This is a genomic window from Bradyrhizobium dasycarpum (assembly GCF_042019905.1).
Lineage (GTDB): Bacteria > Pseudomonadota > Alphaproteobacteria > Rhizobiales > Xanthobacteraceae > Bradyrhizobium > Bradyrhizobium japonicum_B.
This window is the reverse complement of sequence record NZ_CP169574.1, coordinates 4516315-4532928: the sequence shown is the minus strand read 5'-3', so window position 1 is coordinate 4532928 and position 16614 is coordinate 4516315. Positions and strand designations below refer to the sequence as shown.

The window sequence follows — 16614 nt, the reverse complement described above, 5'->3', positions numbered from 1 at the left end:
CAGAGCGCCGCTCGAGCACTCTGCCGATCTTGACTTCACCATTATTGCCAACTGGCCGGAGCCCATGGCGGGGCGCCTCATAGTCTTTCCACGCTGTAGCTGGGACAATTGGTGTCGAGACCGATCGGCGCGTCGGACAGCAAAGGACCAGCTGCGTCGTATCGGGGTCTTGGGGAGCGCTCCAGAGGGCGCGAGGCGTTGGCGCAAGCCTTCACGGTGACCGGTCGATTGGTGTCGATCGGCAGCACCGTCTTGTGCGAAATGCGCTTGAGGGCCAGATTTGATCGAATGCTGCTGACGCCGGGGATACGGGATAGTTTGTTGACGATGAGGTCTTCGAGATCTTCGATGTCGGCCGCCATGACGCGGAGCATGTAGTCGCTCTCACCGGTCATCAGATAGCATTCCATCACCTGGGCCAGCCGGTCGATGGATCGGGTGAAACTCTCGAGTGACGTCTGGACCTGCTTTTCCAGCTTGATCTGGATGAAAGCCGTTACACCAATGCCGAGCACGGCGGGATCGAGAAGGGCGATCCGTCGATCGATCACGCCGAGTTTTTCGAGTGTTCTGACGCGAGCCAGACACGGCGACGGCGAGAGATTGACGCGTGATGCGAGCTCGACATTGGTCAAGCTCGCATTCTGCTGGAGCTCGTTGAGGATCTTGATATCTATTCTGTCGAGAGAGGTTGTCGACATCGCGTGTCTCCCAAATCTGGCAGTCTTCTTGCGGCGCTTATCACCATCGTTTGCGGGGCGATGACAATCGCGTGGTAAACGCTAACCGCAATTGCGCCTGTGGGATTTCGACAAATCGCCGACTTGTATCGAAAAACCGTCAATCTTCGGATTGTGCATTGCGATCAGAGGGTTAGTTGCCTAATTGCGATACATTTTTTGCACATGCGATATGCAGGCCGATGTTGATCCAACGGATCGATCACGATGTAACGGCCGGCGCTTCATCGAGTGGCCCCCCCGGCACTTGACGGGATGTGCAGCAGAGCTTCGGTGTCGAGCGTCGCAACTCTGCAGCCCTGTTTCGTACGACCACCCTTAGCCGCGAGTGGCCGTGGTCCCACGTCGCTGACCACACCGCCGGCGTTGCGCGTGACAAGTGGTTCGGCAGGAACGACAGCCCACCCTCGACGACCAGAAAATGGCAAGGATCGGCCGGACGCAGAGCTGGATCAAGCGACCCGACAAGTCGCTGCAGCATAAAATGCTGATGAAGCTTCTGCGACACGCGTTGTTCAAGCAGTAATGCTGAGAGGCTCGAGCGACTATTGATCCACGATCGCACTAGGGCGGCGGAACGTTGGATTGTCGAGCGTGAAACTGAAGCAAGTCTATCTGACAGCGAACGATCCTGGACGCCTGGCCGAGTTCTACGAAGGCTTGGGTCTGAAGGTGCGCTTCGCTGATCCCGGCAAGTGGATCCAGTTCGTGAGCGATGCGGCTGCGTTCTGCGTCGCCGCACCGATGGAGTCCGCGTCGGAACAACTCAAGGATGCCGTTATCGTCTTCGATGTCGACAACCTCGAGGCCGCCATGGAGCGTGCCGCAGCCATGGGTGCGCAAGTCGGCGCGGTTCGGGACATGGCCAGTCACGGCCGTGCGGTGAAGGTGCGGGATCCGGGCGGCAACGTCATCCAGTTCTATCAAGCAGCCGGATAGCTCAGACGTTCACCGGGGCAGCGCTGCATGCCCGGACTCACAACCAGACAAATAGGGCGCATCCATCCCATGAATCCAAGAGTCGTAGCCATGTCGTCCGCAACACCGCCGCTGTCCGAACCGGGCCCCCTCGATGCCGCAGCATTCCGCGCTGCGATGCGCAACGTGCCGGGCACCGTGTCGATCGTCACGACAGGCCGGGCTCCGAACCGCCATGGTCTCACATTGACGGCGGGCTGCTCGCTGTCGGCGGCTCCGCCCACCGTGCTGGTTTGCGTCAATCGATCTGCCGGTGCGCACGACACCATTCTCAGCAGTGGGTCGTTTTGCTGGAATATTCTGGGGGTCGAGCATCGCGATCTGGCGCTCAAGTTTTCCGGGCAGGACGGCAGCAAGGGCGATATCCGCTTCGGCGAGGGTTTGTGGTGCGATCTCAAAACCGGAGCACCAAGTCTGGCCGGCGCGGTCTGCAGCTTCGATTGCCGCGTGGTGAATGCTTACAGCGACGCTAGTCACACCATCTTCACCGGAGAGGTGGTGGCTCAGACGATGAGAGCCGGATGTGAGTCGCTCGTCTATATCGACGGAAGTTTCGCCGCGCCAAAGGCGGTCTGAAACACAGGACGACGTCCGACGCCGCTACGTTTCCGCTACAGCCAAGATGGAACCGATCAGCATGCAAGGAAGACGAAGACTTTCCATCGCGCATCCATCAGCGGTAGGTCGCTGATGCTGTCGCTCTGGCTCAATGTAATCGCCGGCGGGGTGCTCATCGGGCTGGTTTACGGGCTCGTCGCGCTCGGTCTCACGATCATCTTCGGCGTCATGCGCGTGGTCAATTTCGCTCATGGCGAGATGGTCGTGTTCGGGATCTACATCGGATACTGGACCGTTCGAATCTGGGACGTCCCGATCGCTCTAGCCGCCGCGATCGCCGCGGTCGTCATGTTCGTGTTCGGCTATCTGCTGGAGACGCTCGTCGTGAAGCGGTTCGTCAATCGGCCGCATCACTATCAGTTCATCGTCTTCATCGGCCTCTCACTGCTTTTCAGCGGCGTATTGCTGATGTCGTTCGGTCCGGATCCGCGGCCGACGGCGTCTCAGCTGTCCTTCCAGACCGTGAGCGTGGGACCGCTCACCTTGGATTGGGCCCGCATCCAGGCGGCCGCGACGGCCGGACTGCTGATCGCCGCACTGGGAGCCTATCTGAAGTACTCCGCATTCGGCCGATCGCTGCGGGGCGCCGCCAATAATCGACTGGGCGGACTGGTTGTCGGGCTGAATATCCCTCGGGTCTATGCGGTGACCTTCGGCATCGGAACGGCCTGCGCTGGCGTCGCCGGCGCATTGATCTCGCCGCTGTTCGATGCGCAGCCCTATCTCGCCGTCGACTTCACGCTGCTGGCCTTCGTGACGGTGATCGTCGGCGGTCTCGGCAGCTTCGGCGGCGCTCTTCTGGGTGGCCTGACGATCGGGGTCGCCGAAGCGATCGCGGCCTTGATGTTCACGCCGTCGATGAAAACAGCACTCCCTTACGCGCTCCTGATCATCATCCTGATTTTCCGTCCGAGGGGGTTTTTCGGTGCAAAGGACATCTGATCAAGCCAGCGACACCAAGCGTTGGGGCGCCGGCGCTCTGGTCTTCGCCGCCCTGGCCGTGGTGGGTGGCATGTCCAACGCCTACGTCATCTCGCTTCTGACGATCGTCCTGTTGTTCACCTTCATGGGACAATCGTGGAACCTGATGCTCGGGATCGGCGGGCAGCTCTCCATCGGTCACGCGCTGTTCGTTGGAATCGGTGCGTATGCGGTGGCGATCCTGAACATCAAATACGGCATCACCCCGTGGATCGGTCTGCTGCTGGGCGCGGTGATTGCGGGATTCGTCGGCGCGGTGCTGGCGTGGCTGAGCTTCCGCTTCGAGGTTCGTGGCATCTATTTCGCGCTGCTCACGATCGCAGCCGCCGAATTCGCCCGGATCATGTTCGGGGGGTGGGACTATGCCGGCGGTATGCAGGGCCTGTTCTATCAGGCGCCGAGCGGCGCGATGGACCTCGGGATGCTGCGCGGTGACGCGCGGTTCTACTACTTCGTCGCGCTCGCGCTTGCGGCCATCGGCGTCGCGGGAACGGAGCTGATCTCGCGGTCCTATTGGGGCTATGTCTGGCGGGCGATGCGGGATGACGACGAGGCCGCCCGCGCGCTGGGGGTGCGGACGTTTCGCCACAAGGTGCTGGTGGTCTCGATATCGGCCGCGACGGCCGCGATCGGCGGCGGGGTGCTGGGCCTGGTGCAGGGCGCGATCTTTCCGGATTCGATCATGGGCATGGCGATCTCGGTCGACGTGCTTATCGGCCCCGTGGTCGGCGGATTGGGCACTGCGTTCGGCCCGCTGATCGGCTCGATGGCCGCAATCCCGCTGCATCACGCCATGGGAGCTCTCGGCGACGCCCTGGGGCTTCCCGGACTGAACAGCGTCGCCTACGGGGCGGTGCTGATCCTGGTCGTGTGGTTTCTGCCCGACGGCATCTGGCCGGCGATGGTCCGGCTCTACGGGGCGATCCAGCTGCCGGCGCGCGGCCAGATCCCACAACTGCGGAAGGTCGAGGAATGACCGCGCTGCTCGAAGTGAAGAACCTGACCAGAACGTTCGTTGGATTGGTCGCGGTCAATGACGTCAGCTTCTCACTGCAGGCGGGCCGCATCACCGCCCTGATCGGACCGAACGGCGCCGGCAAGACCACCTGCTTCAATCTCGTCGCCGGGGCGCTGAGACCGACCGCCGGGCAGGTACTGTTCGAGGGGCGTTCGCTCGATCGCGAGCCGCCCGAAGCGGTGTGCCGCATGGGCATTGCCCGCACCTTCCAGATCGTCCGACCGATGAAAGATATGTCGGTGCTCGAGAATGCCATGGTGGGCGCCTTCAGCTGGACGACGAACGTCAAGGAGGCGCGGGACAAGGCGTATGAGTCGCTCGAAAATGTCGGGCTCGCCGGCAAGGCGAATGCCCGGACGGATCAGTTGACGTTGCCCGATCGCAAGATGCTGGAGACGGCGAAGGCGCTCTCGACCCGCCCCAAGCTGCTGCTGCTCGACGAAGTGATGGCGGGGCTGCGTCCGACCGAAGCGGCCCGCGTTGTCGGCGTGCTGCACAGGCTCGTCGAGGGCGGACTGACGATCCTGCTGGTCGAGCACGTGATGCGGATCGTGATGGAGGTGGCGTCGACCGTGGTGGTGCTTCACCACGGCGCCAAGATCGCCGAGGGCAAGCCGTCAGAGGTGGTGGCGGATCCCGCGGTGCTGGAAAGTTATCTGGGAGCCGGCTTCCATGCCTGACGACGCGCTTCTCGCCATCGACGACCTGTGCGTGGCCTATGACGGCTCCAATGCGCTGAACGGCGTGTCGCTCCGCATCGGCAAGGGTGAACTGATCTGCGTGGTCGGCGCCAACGGCGCCGGCAAGACCTCTCTGATCCGATCAATCGCGGGGATCGTGCCGTCGTCGGGCGGTTCCGTCAGGTTCAACGGAGTCGATATCTCGCGGCGACCGCCGTGGGACATCTGCGAAATGGGCATCGCTCAGGTCGCCGAGGGCCGCCAGATCTTCGGTGCGCTCTCTGTCGAGGACAATCTGCTGATCGGAGGCTCGCTGAAGCGGGCCAGGCACGACCGGGCCAACACGCTTGATTCCGTCTATCAGCTGTTCGGGCGACTTCGCGAGCGCCGCGACCAGCTCGCCGGCACGCTCTCCGGCGGCGAGCAACAGATGCTGGCGATCGGTCGGGCGATCATGTCGAGGCCAGAAATCGTGATGTTCGACGAGCCGTCGATCGGGCTTTCGCCGGCGCTGACCGACGTAATGTTCGGCGTCGTCAAATCCCTCAACGAGCAGGGCATCACGGTCCTTCTCGTCGAGCAGAATGTCGCCAAGTCGCTCGCGCTGAGCAGCCGCGGCTATGTGCTCGAGAACGGCTCCGTGGTGTTGCACGGATCGAGCCGCGATCTGCTCGAGAACCCCGATGTCCAGCGCGCCTATCTGGGATTGTGAGGTGCGCCGTCGCGGCGAGGCGTCGGGCGTTGCCGCTCCCGTCGCGCCGCCGTTTGGTCCACCGCTCCCCGGCTGTTGCAGCCGCTCTCGCTTGGGTCTCACTTATGAACACTGCCACTTCTCTCCTGATCGAGCGTGATCAAGACCTGGTCACGATCACGATGAACCGGCCGCCGGCCAATGCGCTGAATGCGCAACTCATCGTCGAGTTGCTGGAGGCGATCCGGCGCTTTGCCGACGACGAGAATCCGCCCGGCATCGTGCTCACCGGAAGCGGCGACCGCTTCTTCAGCGCAGGCGGCGACATCAAGGAAGTCGTCGGGATCGATGTCGCGAGGCCGCGCATCCGGTTCTTCCACGAACTCCTCGTGGCGATGGAGAACTATCCGGCCCCGATCGTCTGCGCCGTCCGCGGCTATGCGGTCGGAGGCGCCCTGGAGTTTCTGCTGCACGCGGACTACGTCGTGGCCGATGCGGCGTGCAAGATCGGGTTCCCGGAAATCAACCACGGCCTGCTGCCGGTGACCAAGGGCATGCGCCGGGCCGTCGAGAAGCTCGGCGTGCGGGCGGCACAAGAGCTGCTGTATTGGGGCGAGCTCGTCGGCGCGGAGCGCGCCATGGCGATCGGCGCCGTGAACGAGATCGTCGCGACCGAGGAGGTCGCGTCCCGTGCGCGAGACGTGTGCGGCGCGCTGCGGCAGAAAGACCGCAAGCTGTTCCACGCCATCAAACGATCGCTCAATCTCACCGCGCAAATGAGCGATCAGGCGCTCGAAGAAATGACCGTGGCCGACCTCGACGCCTATGTCACAGCCGAGAGTTCAATTAACGTGCGTGCGAGGTTTCTGTCAAAGAGCAGCAAGGGTTGAATCAATGGCGCGCGGATATCCCGATCAGATCTATCTGGAGCAGATGAGCCACGAGGAAGTCGCCGCGGCGCTGGCCGATGGATGCACGACGGTGGTGATCCCGCTGGGGGCCGTCGAGCAGCATGGACCGCATTTGTCTTTGGGCATGGATGCGGATCATGCCGATGCTCTGGCCGAGCGGATCGCGCGCAGCCGCGGCAACACGCTGGTGGCGCCGACCATCAGGGTCGGCTGCTCGTCTCATCATCTGCCATTCCCGGGTACGATCTCGCTACGGCCGGAGACGCTGGAAGCGATCTGTGTCGATTATTGCACAAGCCTGGCGCGGCACGGCTTCAAGCGCATCCTGATTCACTCGGGCCATATCGGCAATTTTCCGGTCCTGAAGGACATGCTCGGTCGCTTGCGCGAGGCCGTCCCCTCGGATGTTGCGATCCAGGCGTTCGTCGACTCGACGAAATGGATCGACACGTGGCGCGATGCGGTGCGCGAAGCCGGAGGAGACGTGTCGGCCGTCGGCGGCCACGCCGATATCGCCGAGACGTCGCTGATGATGGTCATTCGGCCCGACAGCGTCAGACCGGACCGCTTCGAGGTGGGCCATCTTGGCGGCTTGTCGGAGGCTGATCTCGAGCTGATGTGGAAGAACGGCATCCGATCGGTTTCGCATAACGGCGTGATCGGCAGTCCGTTCGGCTCAAGCCACAACATCGGCGAAGCGTGCCTCGCGGCGGTCGCCGAGTTGCTGATCGAGACCTTCGATAGCGAGGCCGGAGTCGCCCGCCGTTGACGGTCAGTCCGTCCGCTGCGCGGGCGACGCTTCCCGCGGCGTCTGCCATGTTGCGAATACTGACAGCATAAAATTCGGAAAGCTTGACTGCGCAAGGCGGCTTTCGGGCGAAAATATCGCCCCGCCTATGAAACCCTGTGCCATCTCGAAAGCTAGAGGATTGAGACATGGCACTTACGTTCGGGTTCTGGTCTGAACAGGAAACCCAGGTCGGCCACAGTTACTCGCGCAGGCTTCACGAACTGGTCGACGAAGTCCGTCTGGCCGAGAAGGTCGGCTTCGACTGCGTCGCGCTCTCCGAGCAGCACGTGGCGCTGGGCGGGATCTCGAGCTCGGCGCCCGAAGTGGTGTTCGGCTATCTGGCCGCGGTGACGTCGCGGGTCAAGCTGCGCGCGGCGGTGACGCTGATGCCGCAGCGCATCAACCACGCCTTGCGTTCGGCCGAGCGGCTTGCGGTGACCGACATCCTGTCCAACGGCCGCATGGAATTCTACGGCGGCCGCGCCAACACCACCATCGCGATGCGGGCGTTCAACGTCGATCCGAACGAAACGCTGGCGCAGATGGAAGAAGGACTGGCGCTGCTGAAAACGGCGATGCGCCAGGACATCTTCACGTTTGACGGCAAGTACTACCAGATCCCTCCGCGCCAGCTGGTTCCGAAGCCGCTGCAGAAGCCGCATCCGGTGATCGGGATCGCGGCGACCAGCGAGCGCAGTCACGTCTGGGCCGCCTCGCAGGGCTTCGCCGTGATGAGCAGCAACATCTATCAGGGCTGGGAAGCTCAGCAGAAGCTGATCGGCGCCTATCAAAAAAACTGGAAGCGCGACGAGGAGGGGGCCGCTGCAGCGTCCGCGTATCGGCATTCCGCTGTTCATCGGCATCGGGAAAACGGACGAGCAGGCCAAGGCGGATTATGCCGGCCCGCTGATGCACTATGCCAAGATCTCGACCGATGCCTATCCGCGTCTCGCGGCGATTGCCGACGACTACAAATACATGGGAGATAGCGTGCCGTCGATGCAGCGTGCCGCCAACGACTGGGACTATCTAGTCAACGAGTCGGCCACGACGGTGTGCGGCAGCCCCGATACGGTCATTCGTCAGATCGAGAAGTTCGAGGCCATGGGGATCGACGAGGTGCTGCTGCACATGGACTCAGTCCCGCACGAAAAGATCATGGAGGCGATCGACATGGTCGGTCGCTACGTCATCCCGCATTTCAACGACAGAAACAACGTCGTGCGGCCGACCGAGGAGATCCTCGGGCAGATCCGGCTGATGCGGACCCAGAACAAGTAATGCAGCGGTGAAGTCAATGTCGCAATACGGCTACAAGTACCTGATCGTCGAACAACGCGCCACCGGCGTCGCGATCGTCACGATGAACCGCCCGGAGATCCTCAACGCGATCAACTGGGAGATGCACGAGGAGCTCGAAGACGTCTTTCTCAAGCTGGATCACGACAGTTCTGTCAACGCGATCGTTCTCACCGGTGCGGGCCGCGGATTTTGCTCCGGTGGCGATCAGAAGTCGCTGGATAAGGGAACGCTCCCGTCCCCGACGCGCAGCGGTCGCCACCTCATCCGCAACATGCTGGAAGTCGAAGTGCCGATCGTCGCGGCCGTCAACGGTGTCGCGGTCGGCCTGGGTGCCACGCTCGCGCTATTCTGCGACGTGATCTATGCGAGCTCGACAGCTCGTTTCGCCGACACGCACGTCAATGCCGGCGTCGTCGCGGGCGATGGCGGCGCGGTGATCTGGCCGCTGCTGATGGGGCCGGTGCGCGCGAAGCACTATCTGATGACCGGCGAATTCATCTCCGCCGAGAAAGCGGCTGCTATCGGCATGATCAACGAGGTGGTCGCGGACGGCAACGTTCTCGATGCCGCGATCGAATACGCCGAACTGCTGGCAAGCGGGCCGAAGGAATCGATCGTGTGGACGAAGTACAGCGTCAACAAGATCGTCAAGCAGTACGCCCATTTGCTGCTCGACACTTCTGCGGCGCTGGAGATGTTGACCTTCAAGTCGCCCGAGCGGGCCGAGGCGGTTGCCGCATTCGCGGCCAAGCGCAAGCGTTTCGCGGAGCGCTGAGATGAACGTCGCTGCGATTACATCCGGCGCCCAGTTGGCCGATACGACCGTCCCGCAGCTCTTGGCTGCGCGGCTCGCGGAGCGGCCCGACAAGATCGCCTTGCAACAAAAGCGTCACGGCGCCTGGACCGCCATGACGTGGGGCGCCTATGCGCAGCGTGTCGTGAACCTGGCCAGCGCGCTGCGGCGTGCCGGTCTCGAGCGCGGCGATCGGGTCGCGATCATGGGCGATTCGTCCGAGGAATGGCTGATCGCCGACATGGCCACGATGTGCGCCGGTGGCGTCATGGTGGGCGTGTACTTCACCTCGTCACCCGAAGAAGTGGCCTACTGCTTCACGGATTCAGGCGCGAAGTTCGCGTTCGTCGGCGGGGAGCAGCAGCTTCGCATCGTGATCGCCTCCGGTCGGGCCGAGCAGCTCCGCGGCATCATCGTGCTCGACCCGGATTGGACCGGCGAGGCCACGGCGTCGATCAAGTCGCTGGCCGACTTTGTCGGAGCTCACGATGTCGGTGCGCATGATTTTCTGCAGAAGGAGAGCGCGACAGCAAAGGCGTCCGATGTCGTCAGCATCGGCTATACGTCCGGGACGACCGGAAACCCCAAGGGCGCCATGCTGACGCACCTTTCCATTCTCGCCGGCGCTCATTGCATCACCCTGTTCGGCCCCAGCATGCGCGAAGAGGAACACCGGGTGGTCGTGCATTTGCCGATGTCGCACACCGTCGCGCGCGGGCAGGCGACGACGTTGCCGCTGATCGCCGACGCAGTTCCTTATTTCGGCGAGACGACCGCGGACTTCGCCCAGACGATCAAAGAGGTGAAGCCGACCTACTACATGGCGCCGCCGCGGTTCTATCAGCGTTTTGCCACGCAAATTCTCAGCAAGGTGCATCCCGCCGGCGCTGCGGGAGATCAGAACTACGCGCTCGCCATGACGATCGCGCGCAGGGCGCTCGAAGACCGTCAGGGCGGCCACGAAGATGCCTTCGTCTCGAAACTGTTCGCGGCCTGCCGCGAGCAAGTGTTCCTGCCGCTGCTCGCGGAGATCGGTTTCGACGAGCTGAAGGTCGCGTTCACCTCGTCGGCGGCGATGCCGTCCGAGCTGATGTCGCTGTGGCAGCTGTGGGGCTTGCAGCTCAAGGAGTGCTACGGCCAGACCGAGTTGGTCGGTGCCAATCTGGTGCAGATGGCGGAGTGGCCGAAGGCCGGCAACGTCGGGGTCCCGTTGCCGGATCCGGCTTGGGAAACCGCCGTGCTCCAGGACGGCGAGATGATCGTCCGTGGACCGGGATTGTTCGCGGGCTATTGGAACAAGCCGGACGAGACGAAAGCGGCGCTTCGCGACGGCTGGCTCTACACCGGCGACATCGTCGAAGTGTCGCCGGAAGGAATCTTCAAGCTGGTCGACCGGAAGAAGGAGATCATCAACACGTCGAACGGCAAATCGATCAGCCCAACTCAGATCGAAAACGAGCTGAGGCACAGCCCCTTCATCTCCGAGGCGGCGGTCATCGGCGAGGGGCGAAAATATCTCACCGCCCTGATCGAAGTGGATGCCACCGCCACAATGGACTGGGCGAAGTCGCGCGACGACAAGATCGCGAGTTACGCCGACCTGGCAGCCTCCGAGATCGTCAACCGGCTGGTCGAGGCGGAGATCGGCAAGGCCAACGGAAGGCTGGCGCGAGCCGAGCAGATCAAGGCGTTCCGCATTCTGCCGGAGGAGCTGTCGCTCGAGAACGGCGTGATGACGCCGACGCGGAAGAAGCGTCGCAAGCAGATCAACGAGCGCTATCAATCGCTGATCGCGTCGCTCTACGACGAAACCGAGGAAAAGCTGATCAAGGCCGAGATGGGCCTTTGACGTCGGCGGCCGCTCCCCAAACGTACGAAGCTACTAGTCGAGCTAGAGTTCACTCCTTCAGCAACAGGACATCGAGATGACCAAGCGAAGCGGAATCACGCGGCGGACGATTGTCGGAAGCGGGTTGGGAATTGCGGCAGGCCTGGTATCAAGGCCATCGTTTGCGGCAACCACGAAGGTGAAGGTCGGAGCGATCATGCCCAGCAGCGGCGTGCTGGCGTTTCCCGGTCAAGCCTGCGTGCGCGGCATCGATCTCGGCGCCAAATTCGCGCGTGAGAAGTTCGGCCTCGACATCGAGATTGTTCACGCCGATACGCAAAGCCGTCCGGAGAACGGCCGGATTGCCGCAGAGAGCCTGATCCGGCAGGGCTGCACCGTGCTGATCGGCGCGTGGGATTCCGGCGCCACCATTTCGGCACTGCAGGCCTGCGAGGCCGCCAAGGTGCCGATGGTGGTCCACATCGCGAGCGCGACCCAGGTGACTTCGCAGGGCTTCACCCAAGTGTTCCGCTATTACCCCACGTCGCTAACCATCGTGCGGCAATCGCTGACCGAGCTGAAGTCCGTGCTCGGCACGCTGAAGGATCCGCCGAGCAGCGCCGTCGTTCTCCATCTCAACAACACGATGGGGCAGTCGACGGCGGCCAGCATCGATCAGGCGTGGAAGGAAGTGGCTGTTCCGCTCAAGATCGCGCAGTACGTTGCCTATGACGAGAAGGCCAAGGATCTGTCGGTAGAGGTCGCCAAGGCGAAAGCGTCGGGTGCCGATGCTTTGATCTCGGTCACGCGCGTCAACGACGCGATCATGATCGCGCGCGAATGCATCAAGCAGGGCTGGGATCCCAAGATGGTGTTTTCACCCAACTCCAACGGCGTGTCGGACAAGGCGTATCACGACGCGCTCGGAAAGTACGGTGACGGTCCGATTCTGTCGGCGTTGTGGCTCAATCCCAAGGGCGCCGAGACCGACAAGATCATGAAGATGTTCGCGGCCGACTACCCGAACGACTGGTTCGATGCCAATGCGGGCTGCGCGTTCGAGGCTGTGCAGATCGTCGCAGACGCCGTGACGCGGGCGGCGTCGCCGGAATCGCCCGCGATTCACGGCGCGCTCAAGACGACCGACATGAAGCCTTTCCTGATGTACGGCGACAACACCAAGTTCGACGAGACCGGCCAGAACATCCACTGTTCGATGGTGATGCTGCAGGGTTTGAAAGGCAGGCCGCGGGTGGTGGCTCCAAAGGCCATCGCGGAAGCGTCGCTCGAGTATCCGCTTGCGCCTTACAGCAAACGCTGACGTCGCTACGTGCGGCCCCGCGAAAGCGTCGTAGGGTCGCGGTCGTCAAATGCGGAGGCAGCGACGTGCGAGCTAGGACAAGCTGTCCGAATTGATCAGGCGCGACCGCTCGGCAAGGAAGCGGCGGGGACTCTGTCCCATCGTCTTCTTGAACATCGTGATGAACGCGCTGGGCGTTTCGTAGCCCAGTTCCAGCGACACGGCCTGGACCGAACTGCCCGCCGTGAGGCGTTGCATGGCGATCAGAATGTGGAGACGCTGGCGCCAGCGCCCGAAGGTCATCCCTGTTTCCTTGGCGATGAAGCGTGCGAACGTACTCTCGCTCATCGCGTAGCGCGAGGCGACTTCGTCCATCGTGCTGCGGTCGCCCGGATTATTCAACAAGGAGGTCGCGAGGTGTTGAAGACGGGCGTCGGGGGAGATCGGCAGATACATTTCATCCGTCGTCGGCATCTGCACGAGTTCGTCGAGCAAAACCCGGCCGAGACGGCTGGTCGGTCCTTCCAGCGGATAGAGCGGTGGGAACACCGAGAGGCGGTGGATCAATTCGCGCACCAGCGACGTGATCATCAGCGTGCAGCAGGTCCGCGGCAGCATGCTGACCTGCGGATCGATGAACACGGTGTAGAGCTTGCCGAAATCGGCCACGCAATTGCTGTGCTGCACGCCGGCCGGGATCCATACCGCGCCTTGCGGAGGCACGATCCACAAGCCGCCAGGCGCCCGGCACATCACAGAGCCATGAGATGCGACGACCAGTTGGCCCTTGCGGTGTGAGTGCAGCGGCAGGTCGTCGTTGTCTTTGCTGGTTTCGAGACAGAATGAAGTGACGGGACGATCGAACTGATCCGGATCGACCGGATCATAATTGATCCGAAGATCGGGCAGATCCATTCGCGCAAAATCGCGATCGAACTCGGTCTCGGGCGGCATTTCAATCCTGCCAATTCGTCAAGTCAGTCAAGCCTTGATGCAGATCCTGCTGCTAACCGAGGTTAGCTGTTTTGAAAGGTCAGGTCACTAGTCGCGGCGAGCCGTCGAGTTCGCTGATCTGCGACAAGATGCCCGCTACTGCGGCGTGAGCGCCAAGCACCTGTCAGGCGGCCCACGGCTCGATCACTTGCCTGATTAAACCAACAGCAGAGAATGCTGCGATGCGAACCTCGGCGTCCCTCCGGAGCCGGGCAATCCGTCGGAACGCGGCCGTATTCAGCAGCACGTGCCACAGCACCCGATGCTACCAAGCGCGGGCTTTCTGGGAGCCCGACGCATGACCGCACACATCGATCCGCCACGCAAGGCCGTCAACGCCGATCAGGACGCGGTCGAAACCGCCGATTGGCTCGCATCGCTTGATCGCTCCACCACAGCGCCGGTGCCGCGCGCGTGCGATACATCCTGGCTGCGCTCGATCGGCGTGCGAAGGAGCTCGGCGTTCTGCCGGACTCTCCGCCGTTTTCGCCCTATCGCAATTCGATTCCGCTCGAGCAGCAGAAGCCCTACCCCGGCGACATCGCGATCGAGACCCGCCTGACGGCGATCATTCGCTGGAACGCGCTCGCGATGGTGGTCCGTGCCAACAAGGCCTATGGCGAACTCGGCGGGCACGTCGCCAGCTACGCCTCGGCCGCAGAGATTTTCGAAGTCGGTTTCAATCATTTTTTTCGCGCGTCAAGCTCCGAGTCGGAGGGGGACTTGGTGTATTTCCAGCCGCATTCGTCCCCGGAGTCTATGCACGAGCGTATCTCGAAGGCCGACTGTCGGACGAAAATCTGAAGCTGTATCGCCAGGAACTGAGCGGCCCCGGTCTGTCGTCCTATCCGCATCCCTGGCTGATGCCGGAGTTCTGGCAGGTGCCGTCGGCGTCGATGGGCCTCGGCCCGATCAGCGCGATCTACCAGGCGCGGTTCATGAAGTATCTGCAGCATCGCGGCCTGGTGCAGACGGCTGGTCGCCACGTCTGGGGTGTGTTCGGCGACGGCGAGATGGACGAGCCGGAATCGATCGCCGGGCTCGCCCTGGCGGCGCGGGAAAATCTCGACAACCTCACCTTCGTCGTCAATTGCAACCTGCAGCGCCTGGACGGGCCGGTCCGCGGCAACGGGCAGGTGATTCAGGAACTCGAATCTCTCTTCCAGGGCGCCGGCTGGAATGTCATCAAGGTGCTGTGGGGATCGGACTGGGACGATATCTTCGCGCGCGACAGCAAGCATGCGCTGCTGCGCAAATTCGCCGACACCGTCGATGGCAAATATCAGACGCTCGGCGCCAAGGATGGGGCCTACAACCTCGCCAACTTCTTCAGCGAGGACCCCGAGGTCCGGGCGCTGGTTGCGCACATGTCGGACGCGGATATCGACGGCCTGAAGCGCGGCGGCCACGACTTCAAGAAGCTGTTCGCGGCCTTTGCTGCCGCTAAGGACATGAAGGGTCGGCCGACCGTCATTCTGGCGAAGACCAAGAAGGGCTACGGCATGGGCGGTGCCGGCGAGTCGCGCATGACGTCGCACCAGGCCAAGAAGCTCGACGTCGACGCGCTGTATGCGTTCCGCGACCGGTTCGCTCTGCCGCTCAGCAACGAGCAAGTCGAGAATCTGGAATTCTTCAGGCCAGCGGAAGACAGCGCGGAAATTCAGTATCTGCGCGCCCGTCGCGCGGCACTCGGCGGCTACATGCCGGCGCGGCGACGCGCTTCGGCGGCGTTGCCGGTGCCGCCGCTGCAATCCTACGCGAAGTTCGCGCTGCGCGGCGACGGCAAGGAGGCGTCGACCACGATGGCGATCGTGCGGCTTTTCACCAATTTGCTCAGGGACAAGACGCTCGGCCCGCGCATCGTTCCGATCGTCGCCGACGAAGCCCGCACCTTCGGAATGGCGAACCTGTTCAGGCAGGTCGGCATCTACTCGCCGGCGGGGCAGCTCTACGAGCCGGAAGATGCCGGCTCGATGCTGTACTACAAGGAAGCGATCGACGGTCAATTGCTGGAGGAAGGGATCACCGAGGCGGGGGCGATTTCGTCCTGGACCGCGGCGGCGACCTCCTACAGCATCCATAACTTCCCGTTGCTGCCGTTCTATATATACTATTCGATGTTCGGCTTTCAGCGGGTCGGCGATCTGATCTGGGCGGCGGCGGACCAGCGCGCGCGTGGTTTTCTGATCGGAGCGACGGCCGGCCGGACGACGCTCGGCGGCGAAGGCTTGCAGCATCAGGACGGGTCCAGCCATCTGATGGCGGCGACCGTTCCGAACTGTCGGGCCTACGATCCGGCATTCTCCTACGAGGTGGCCGTCATCGTCGATCACGGCATGCGGTCGATGCTCGAGCAGGGCAACGACGAGTTCTATTACCTCACGGCGATGAACGAGAACTATGCGCAGCCCTCGATGCCCGACGATGCGCGCGACGGCATCATCAAGGGTCTCTATCGGGTGCTGCCGAGCGCTGACGGGCCGGCGAAGATCAGGCTGGTCGGCTCGGGCGCCATTCTTCCGGAGGCGCTCGCCGCCGCGGCGATGCTGCAAAGCGAATGGAAAGTGCCCAGTGAAGTCTGGTCGGCAACGAGCTTTTCCGAGCTGGCGCGGGAGGCGCGTGAGGTGGAGCGAACCAATCGGCTCTCGCCGCTGTCGACCCCGGTCGAGAGCCACGTCGCACGATGCCTCGGCGGCAAGGTGCCGATCGTCGCGGCATCGGATTATGTCCGGGCGTATCCGCAACTGATCGGTTCTTACATCGAGGCGCCCTATACGGTGCTGGGCACCGATGGCTTCGGGCGCAGCGATACACGCGCCGCGCTGAGATCTTTCTTCGAGGTCGATCGCAAGCAGATCGTCGTTGCGGCGCTGTCGGCGCTGGCAAAATTGGGTGAAGTGGCGCGTGAGCAGGTCGCCGAGGCCATCGCCAGCTACGAATTGCCGACCGGCGTTGCATCGCCTTGGTCTCGCTGACAGAGGGCGGAGCGCG

Annotated in this window: 16 protein-coding genes; 14 read left to right on the top strand and 2 right to left on the bottom strand. The window is 62.9% G+C overall.

The annotated features are described in order from the left end of the window. Nucleotides 1-77 precede the first annotated feature (77 nt). Nucleotides 78-635, bottom strand: coding sequence for an Lrp/AsnC family transcriptional regulator (locus ACETMP_RS21710; RefSeq protein ID WP_375157788.1), 558 nt, complete (start codon nt 633-635; stop codon nt 78-80). Nucleotides 636-1334: 699 nt separating this feature from the next. On the opposite strand from ACETMP_RS21710, the gene ACETMP_RS21705 reads away from it, so the two are divergent. From ACETMP_RS21705 to ACETMP_RS21645, 13 genes are all read left to right on the top strand, one after another. Further along, nucleotides 1335-1679, top strand: coding sequence for a VOC family protein (locus tag ACETMP_RS21705; protein WP_375157787.1), 345 nt, complete (start codon nt 1335-1337; stop codon nt 1677-1679). Nucleotides 1680-1769: 90 nt separating this feature from the next. After that, nucleotides 1770-2294, top strand: a complete 525-nt coding sequence (locus ACETMP_RS21700) for a flavin reductase family protein (protein WP_375157786.1) — start codon at nt 1770-1772, stop codon at nt 2292-2294. Between the two features lie 114 nt (nt 2295-2408). Continuing rightward, nucleotides 2409-3278, top strand: a complete 870-nt coding sequence (locus tag ACETMP_RS21695; RefSeq protein ID WP_036008576.1) for a branched-chain amino acid ABC transporter permease — start codon at nt 2409-2411, stop codon at nt 3276-3278. Beyond that, complete coding sequence (locus ACETMP_RS21690; protein ID WP_375157785.1) at nt 3262-4293, top strand: branched-chain amino acid ABC transporter permease; 1032 nt, start codon at nt 3262-3264, stop codon at nt 4291-4293. Before ACETMP_RS21695 ends, ACETMP_RS21690 begins: the two co-directional genes overlap by 17 nt. After that, nucleotides 4290-5015, top strand: coding sequence for an ABC transporter ATP-binding protein (locus ACETMP_RS21685; RefSeq protein WP_375157784.1), 726 nt, complete (start codon nt 4290-4292; stop codon nt 5013-5015). Before ACETMP_RS21690 ends, ACETMP_RS21685 begins: the two co-directional genes overlap by 4 nt. Further along, nucleotides 5008-5727: an ABC transporter ATP-binding protein gene (locus tag ACETMP_RS21680; RefSeq protein WP_375157783.1), complete on the top strand. Its 720-nt coding sequence runs from the start codon at nt 5008-5010 to the stop codon at nt 5725-5727. The genes ACETMP_RS21685 and ACETMP_RS21680 overlap by 8 nt, the downstream gene beginning before the upstream one ends. A 104-nt stretch (nt 5728-5831) precedes the next feature. Continuing rightward, nucleotides 5832-6596, top strand: a complete 765-nt coding sequence (locus ACETMP_RS21675) for an enoyl-CoA hydratase/isomerase family protein (protein ID WP_375161957.1) — start codon at nt 5832-5834, stop codon at nt 6594-6596. Between the two features lie 4 nt (nt 6597-6600). Next, complete coding sequence (locus tag ACETMP_RS21670) at nt 6601-7386, top strand: creatininase family protein (RefSeq protein WP_375157782.1); 786 nt, start codon at nt 6601-6603, stop codon at nt 7384-7386. A 167-nt stretch (nt 7387-7553) separates the two neighbouring features. Further along, entirely contained in the window at nt 7554-8396 is an 843-nt protein-coding gene (locus ACETMP_RS21665; RefSeq protein ID WP_375157781.1) for an LLM class flavin-dependent oxidoreductase, read from the top strand. After that, nucleotides 8317-8688: a hypothetical protein gene (locus ACETMP_RS21660; RefSeq protein ID WP_375157780.1), complete on the top strand. Its 372-nt coding sequence runs from the start codon at nt 8317-8319 to the stop codon at nt 8686-8688. The genes ACETMP_RS21665 and ACETMP_RS21660 overlap by 80 nt, the downstream gene beginning before the upstream one ends. 16 nt (nt 8689-8704) lie before the next feature. After that, entirely contained in the window at nt 8705-9484 is a 780-nt protein-coding gene (locus tag ACETMP_RS21655) for an enoyl-CoA hydratase/isomerase family protein (protein WP_375157779.1), read from the top strand. Between the two features lies 1 nt (nt 9485). Next, nucleotides 9486-11351, top strand: coding sequence for an AMP-dependent synthetase/ligase (locus ACETMP_RS21650; RefSeq protein WP_375157778.1), 1866 nt, complete (start codon nt 9486-9488; stop codon nt 11349-11351). A gap of 76 nt (nt 11352-11427) precedes the next feature. Next, a complete protein-coding gene (locus ACETMP_RS21645) occupies nt 11428-12651 on the top strand; it encodes an ABC transporter substrate-binding protein (protein WP_375157777.1) in 1224 nt (407 codons plus the stop codon). A 72-nt stretch (nt 12652-12723) separates the two neighbouring features. On the opposite strand, the gene ACETMP_RS21640 is transcribed toward ACETMP_RS21645, so the two are convergent. Beyond that, on the bottom strand, nt 12724-13584 hold the full coding sequence (locus ACETMP_RS21640; protein WP_375157776.1) for a helix-turn-helix domain-containing protein: 861 nt from the start codon (nt 13582-13584) through the stop codon (nt 12724-12726). 419 nt (nt 13585-14003) lie between these two features. Between ACETMP_RS21640 and aceE the strand changes: the two genes are divergently transcribed. Next, entirely contained in the window at nt 14004-16598 is a 2595-nt protein-coding gene (gene aceE, locus ACETMP_RS21635; protein ID WP_375157775.1) for a pyruvate dehydrogenase (acetyl-transferring), homodimeric type, read from the top strand. The last annotated feature ends 16 nt before the right edge of the window (nt 16599-16614 follow it).

What these genes read in the sequence shown, in the direction of transcription:
- ACETMP_RS21685 (WP_375157784.1), top strand. Translation starts at nt 4,290, where the DNA reads ATGACCGCGCTGCTCGAAGTGAAGAACCTGACCAGAACGTTCGTTGGA.
- ACETMP_RS21645 (WP_375157777.1), top strand. Translation starts at nt 11,428, where the DNA reads ATGACCAAGCGAAGCGGAATCACGCGGCGGACGATTGTCGGAAGCGGG.
- ACETMP_RS21660 (WP_375157780.1), top strand. Translation starts at nt 8,317, where the DNA reads ATGCACTATGCCAAGATCTCGACCGATGCCTATCCGCGTCTCGCGGCG.
- ACETMP_RS21675 (WP_375161957.1), top strand. Translation starts at nt 5,832, where the DNA reads ATGAACACTGCCACTTCTCTCCTGATCGAGCGTGATCAAGACCTGGTC.
- ACETMP_RS21650 (WP_375157778.1), top strand. Translation starts at nt 9,486, where the DNA reads ATGAACGTCGCTGCGATTACATCCGGCGCCCAGTTGGCCGATACGACC.
- ACETMP_RS21695 (WP_036008576.1), top strand. Translation starts at nt 2,409, where the DNA reads ATGCTGTCGCTCTGGCTCAATGTAATCGCCGGCGGGGTGCTCATCGGG.
- ACETMP_RS21700 (WP_375157786.1), top strand. Translation starts at nt 1,770, where the DNA reads ATGTCGTCCGCAACACCGCCGCTGTCCGAACCGGGCCCCCTCGATGCC.
- ACETMP_RS21670 (WP_375157782.1), top strand. Translation starts at nt 6,601, where the DNA reads ATGGCGCGCGGATATCCCGATCAGATCTATCTGGAGCAGATGAGCCAC.
- ACETMP_RS21680 (WP_375157783.1), top strand. Translation starts at nt 5,008, where the DNA reads ATGCCTGACGACGCGCTTCTCGCCATCGACGACCTGTGCGTGGCCTAT.
- ACETMP_RS21665 (WP_375157781.1), top strand. Translation starts at nt 7,554, where the DNA reads ATGGCACTTACGTTCGGGTTCTGGTCTGAACAGGAAACCCAGGTCGGC.
- ACETMP_RS21655 (WP_375157779.1), top strand. Translation starts at nt 8,705, where the DNA reads ATGTCGCAATACGGCTACAAGTACCTGATCGTCGAACAACGCGCCACC.
- ACETMP_RS21640 (WP_375157776.1), bottom strand. Translation starts at nt 13,584, where the DNA reads ATGCCGCCCGAGACCGAGTTCGATCGCGATTTTGCGCGAATGGATCTG.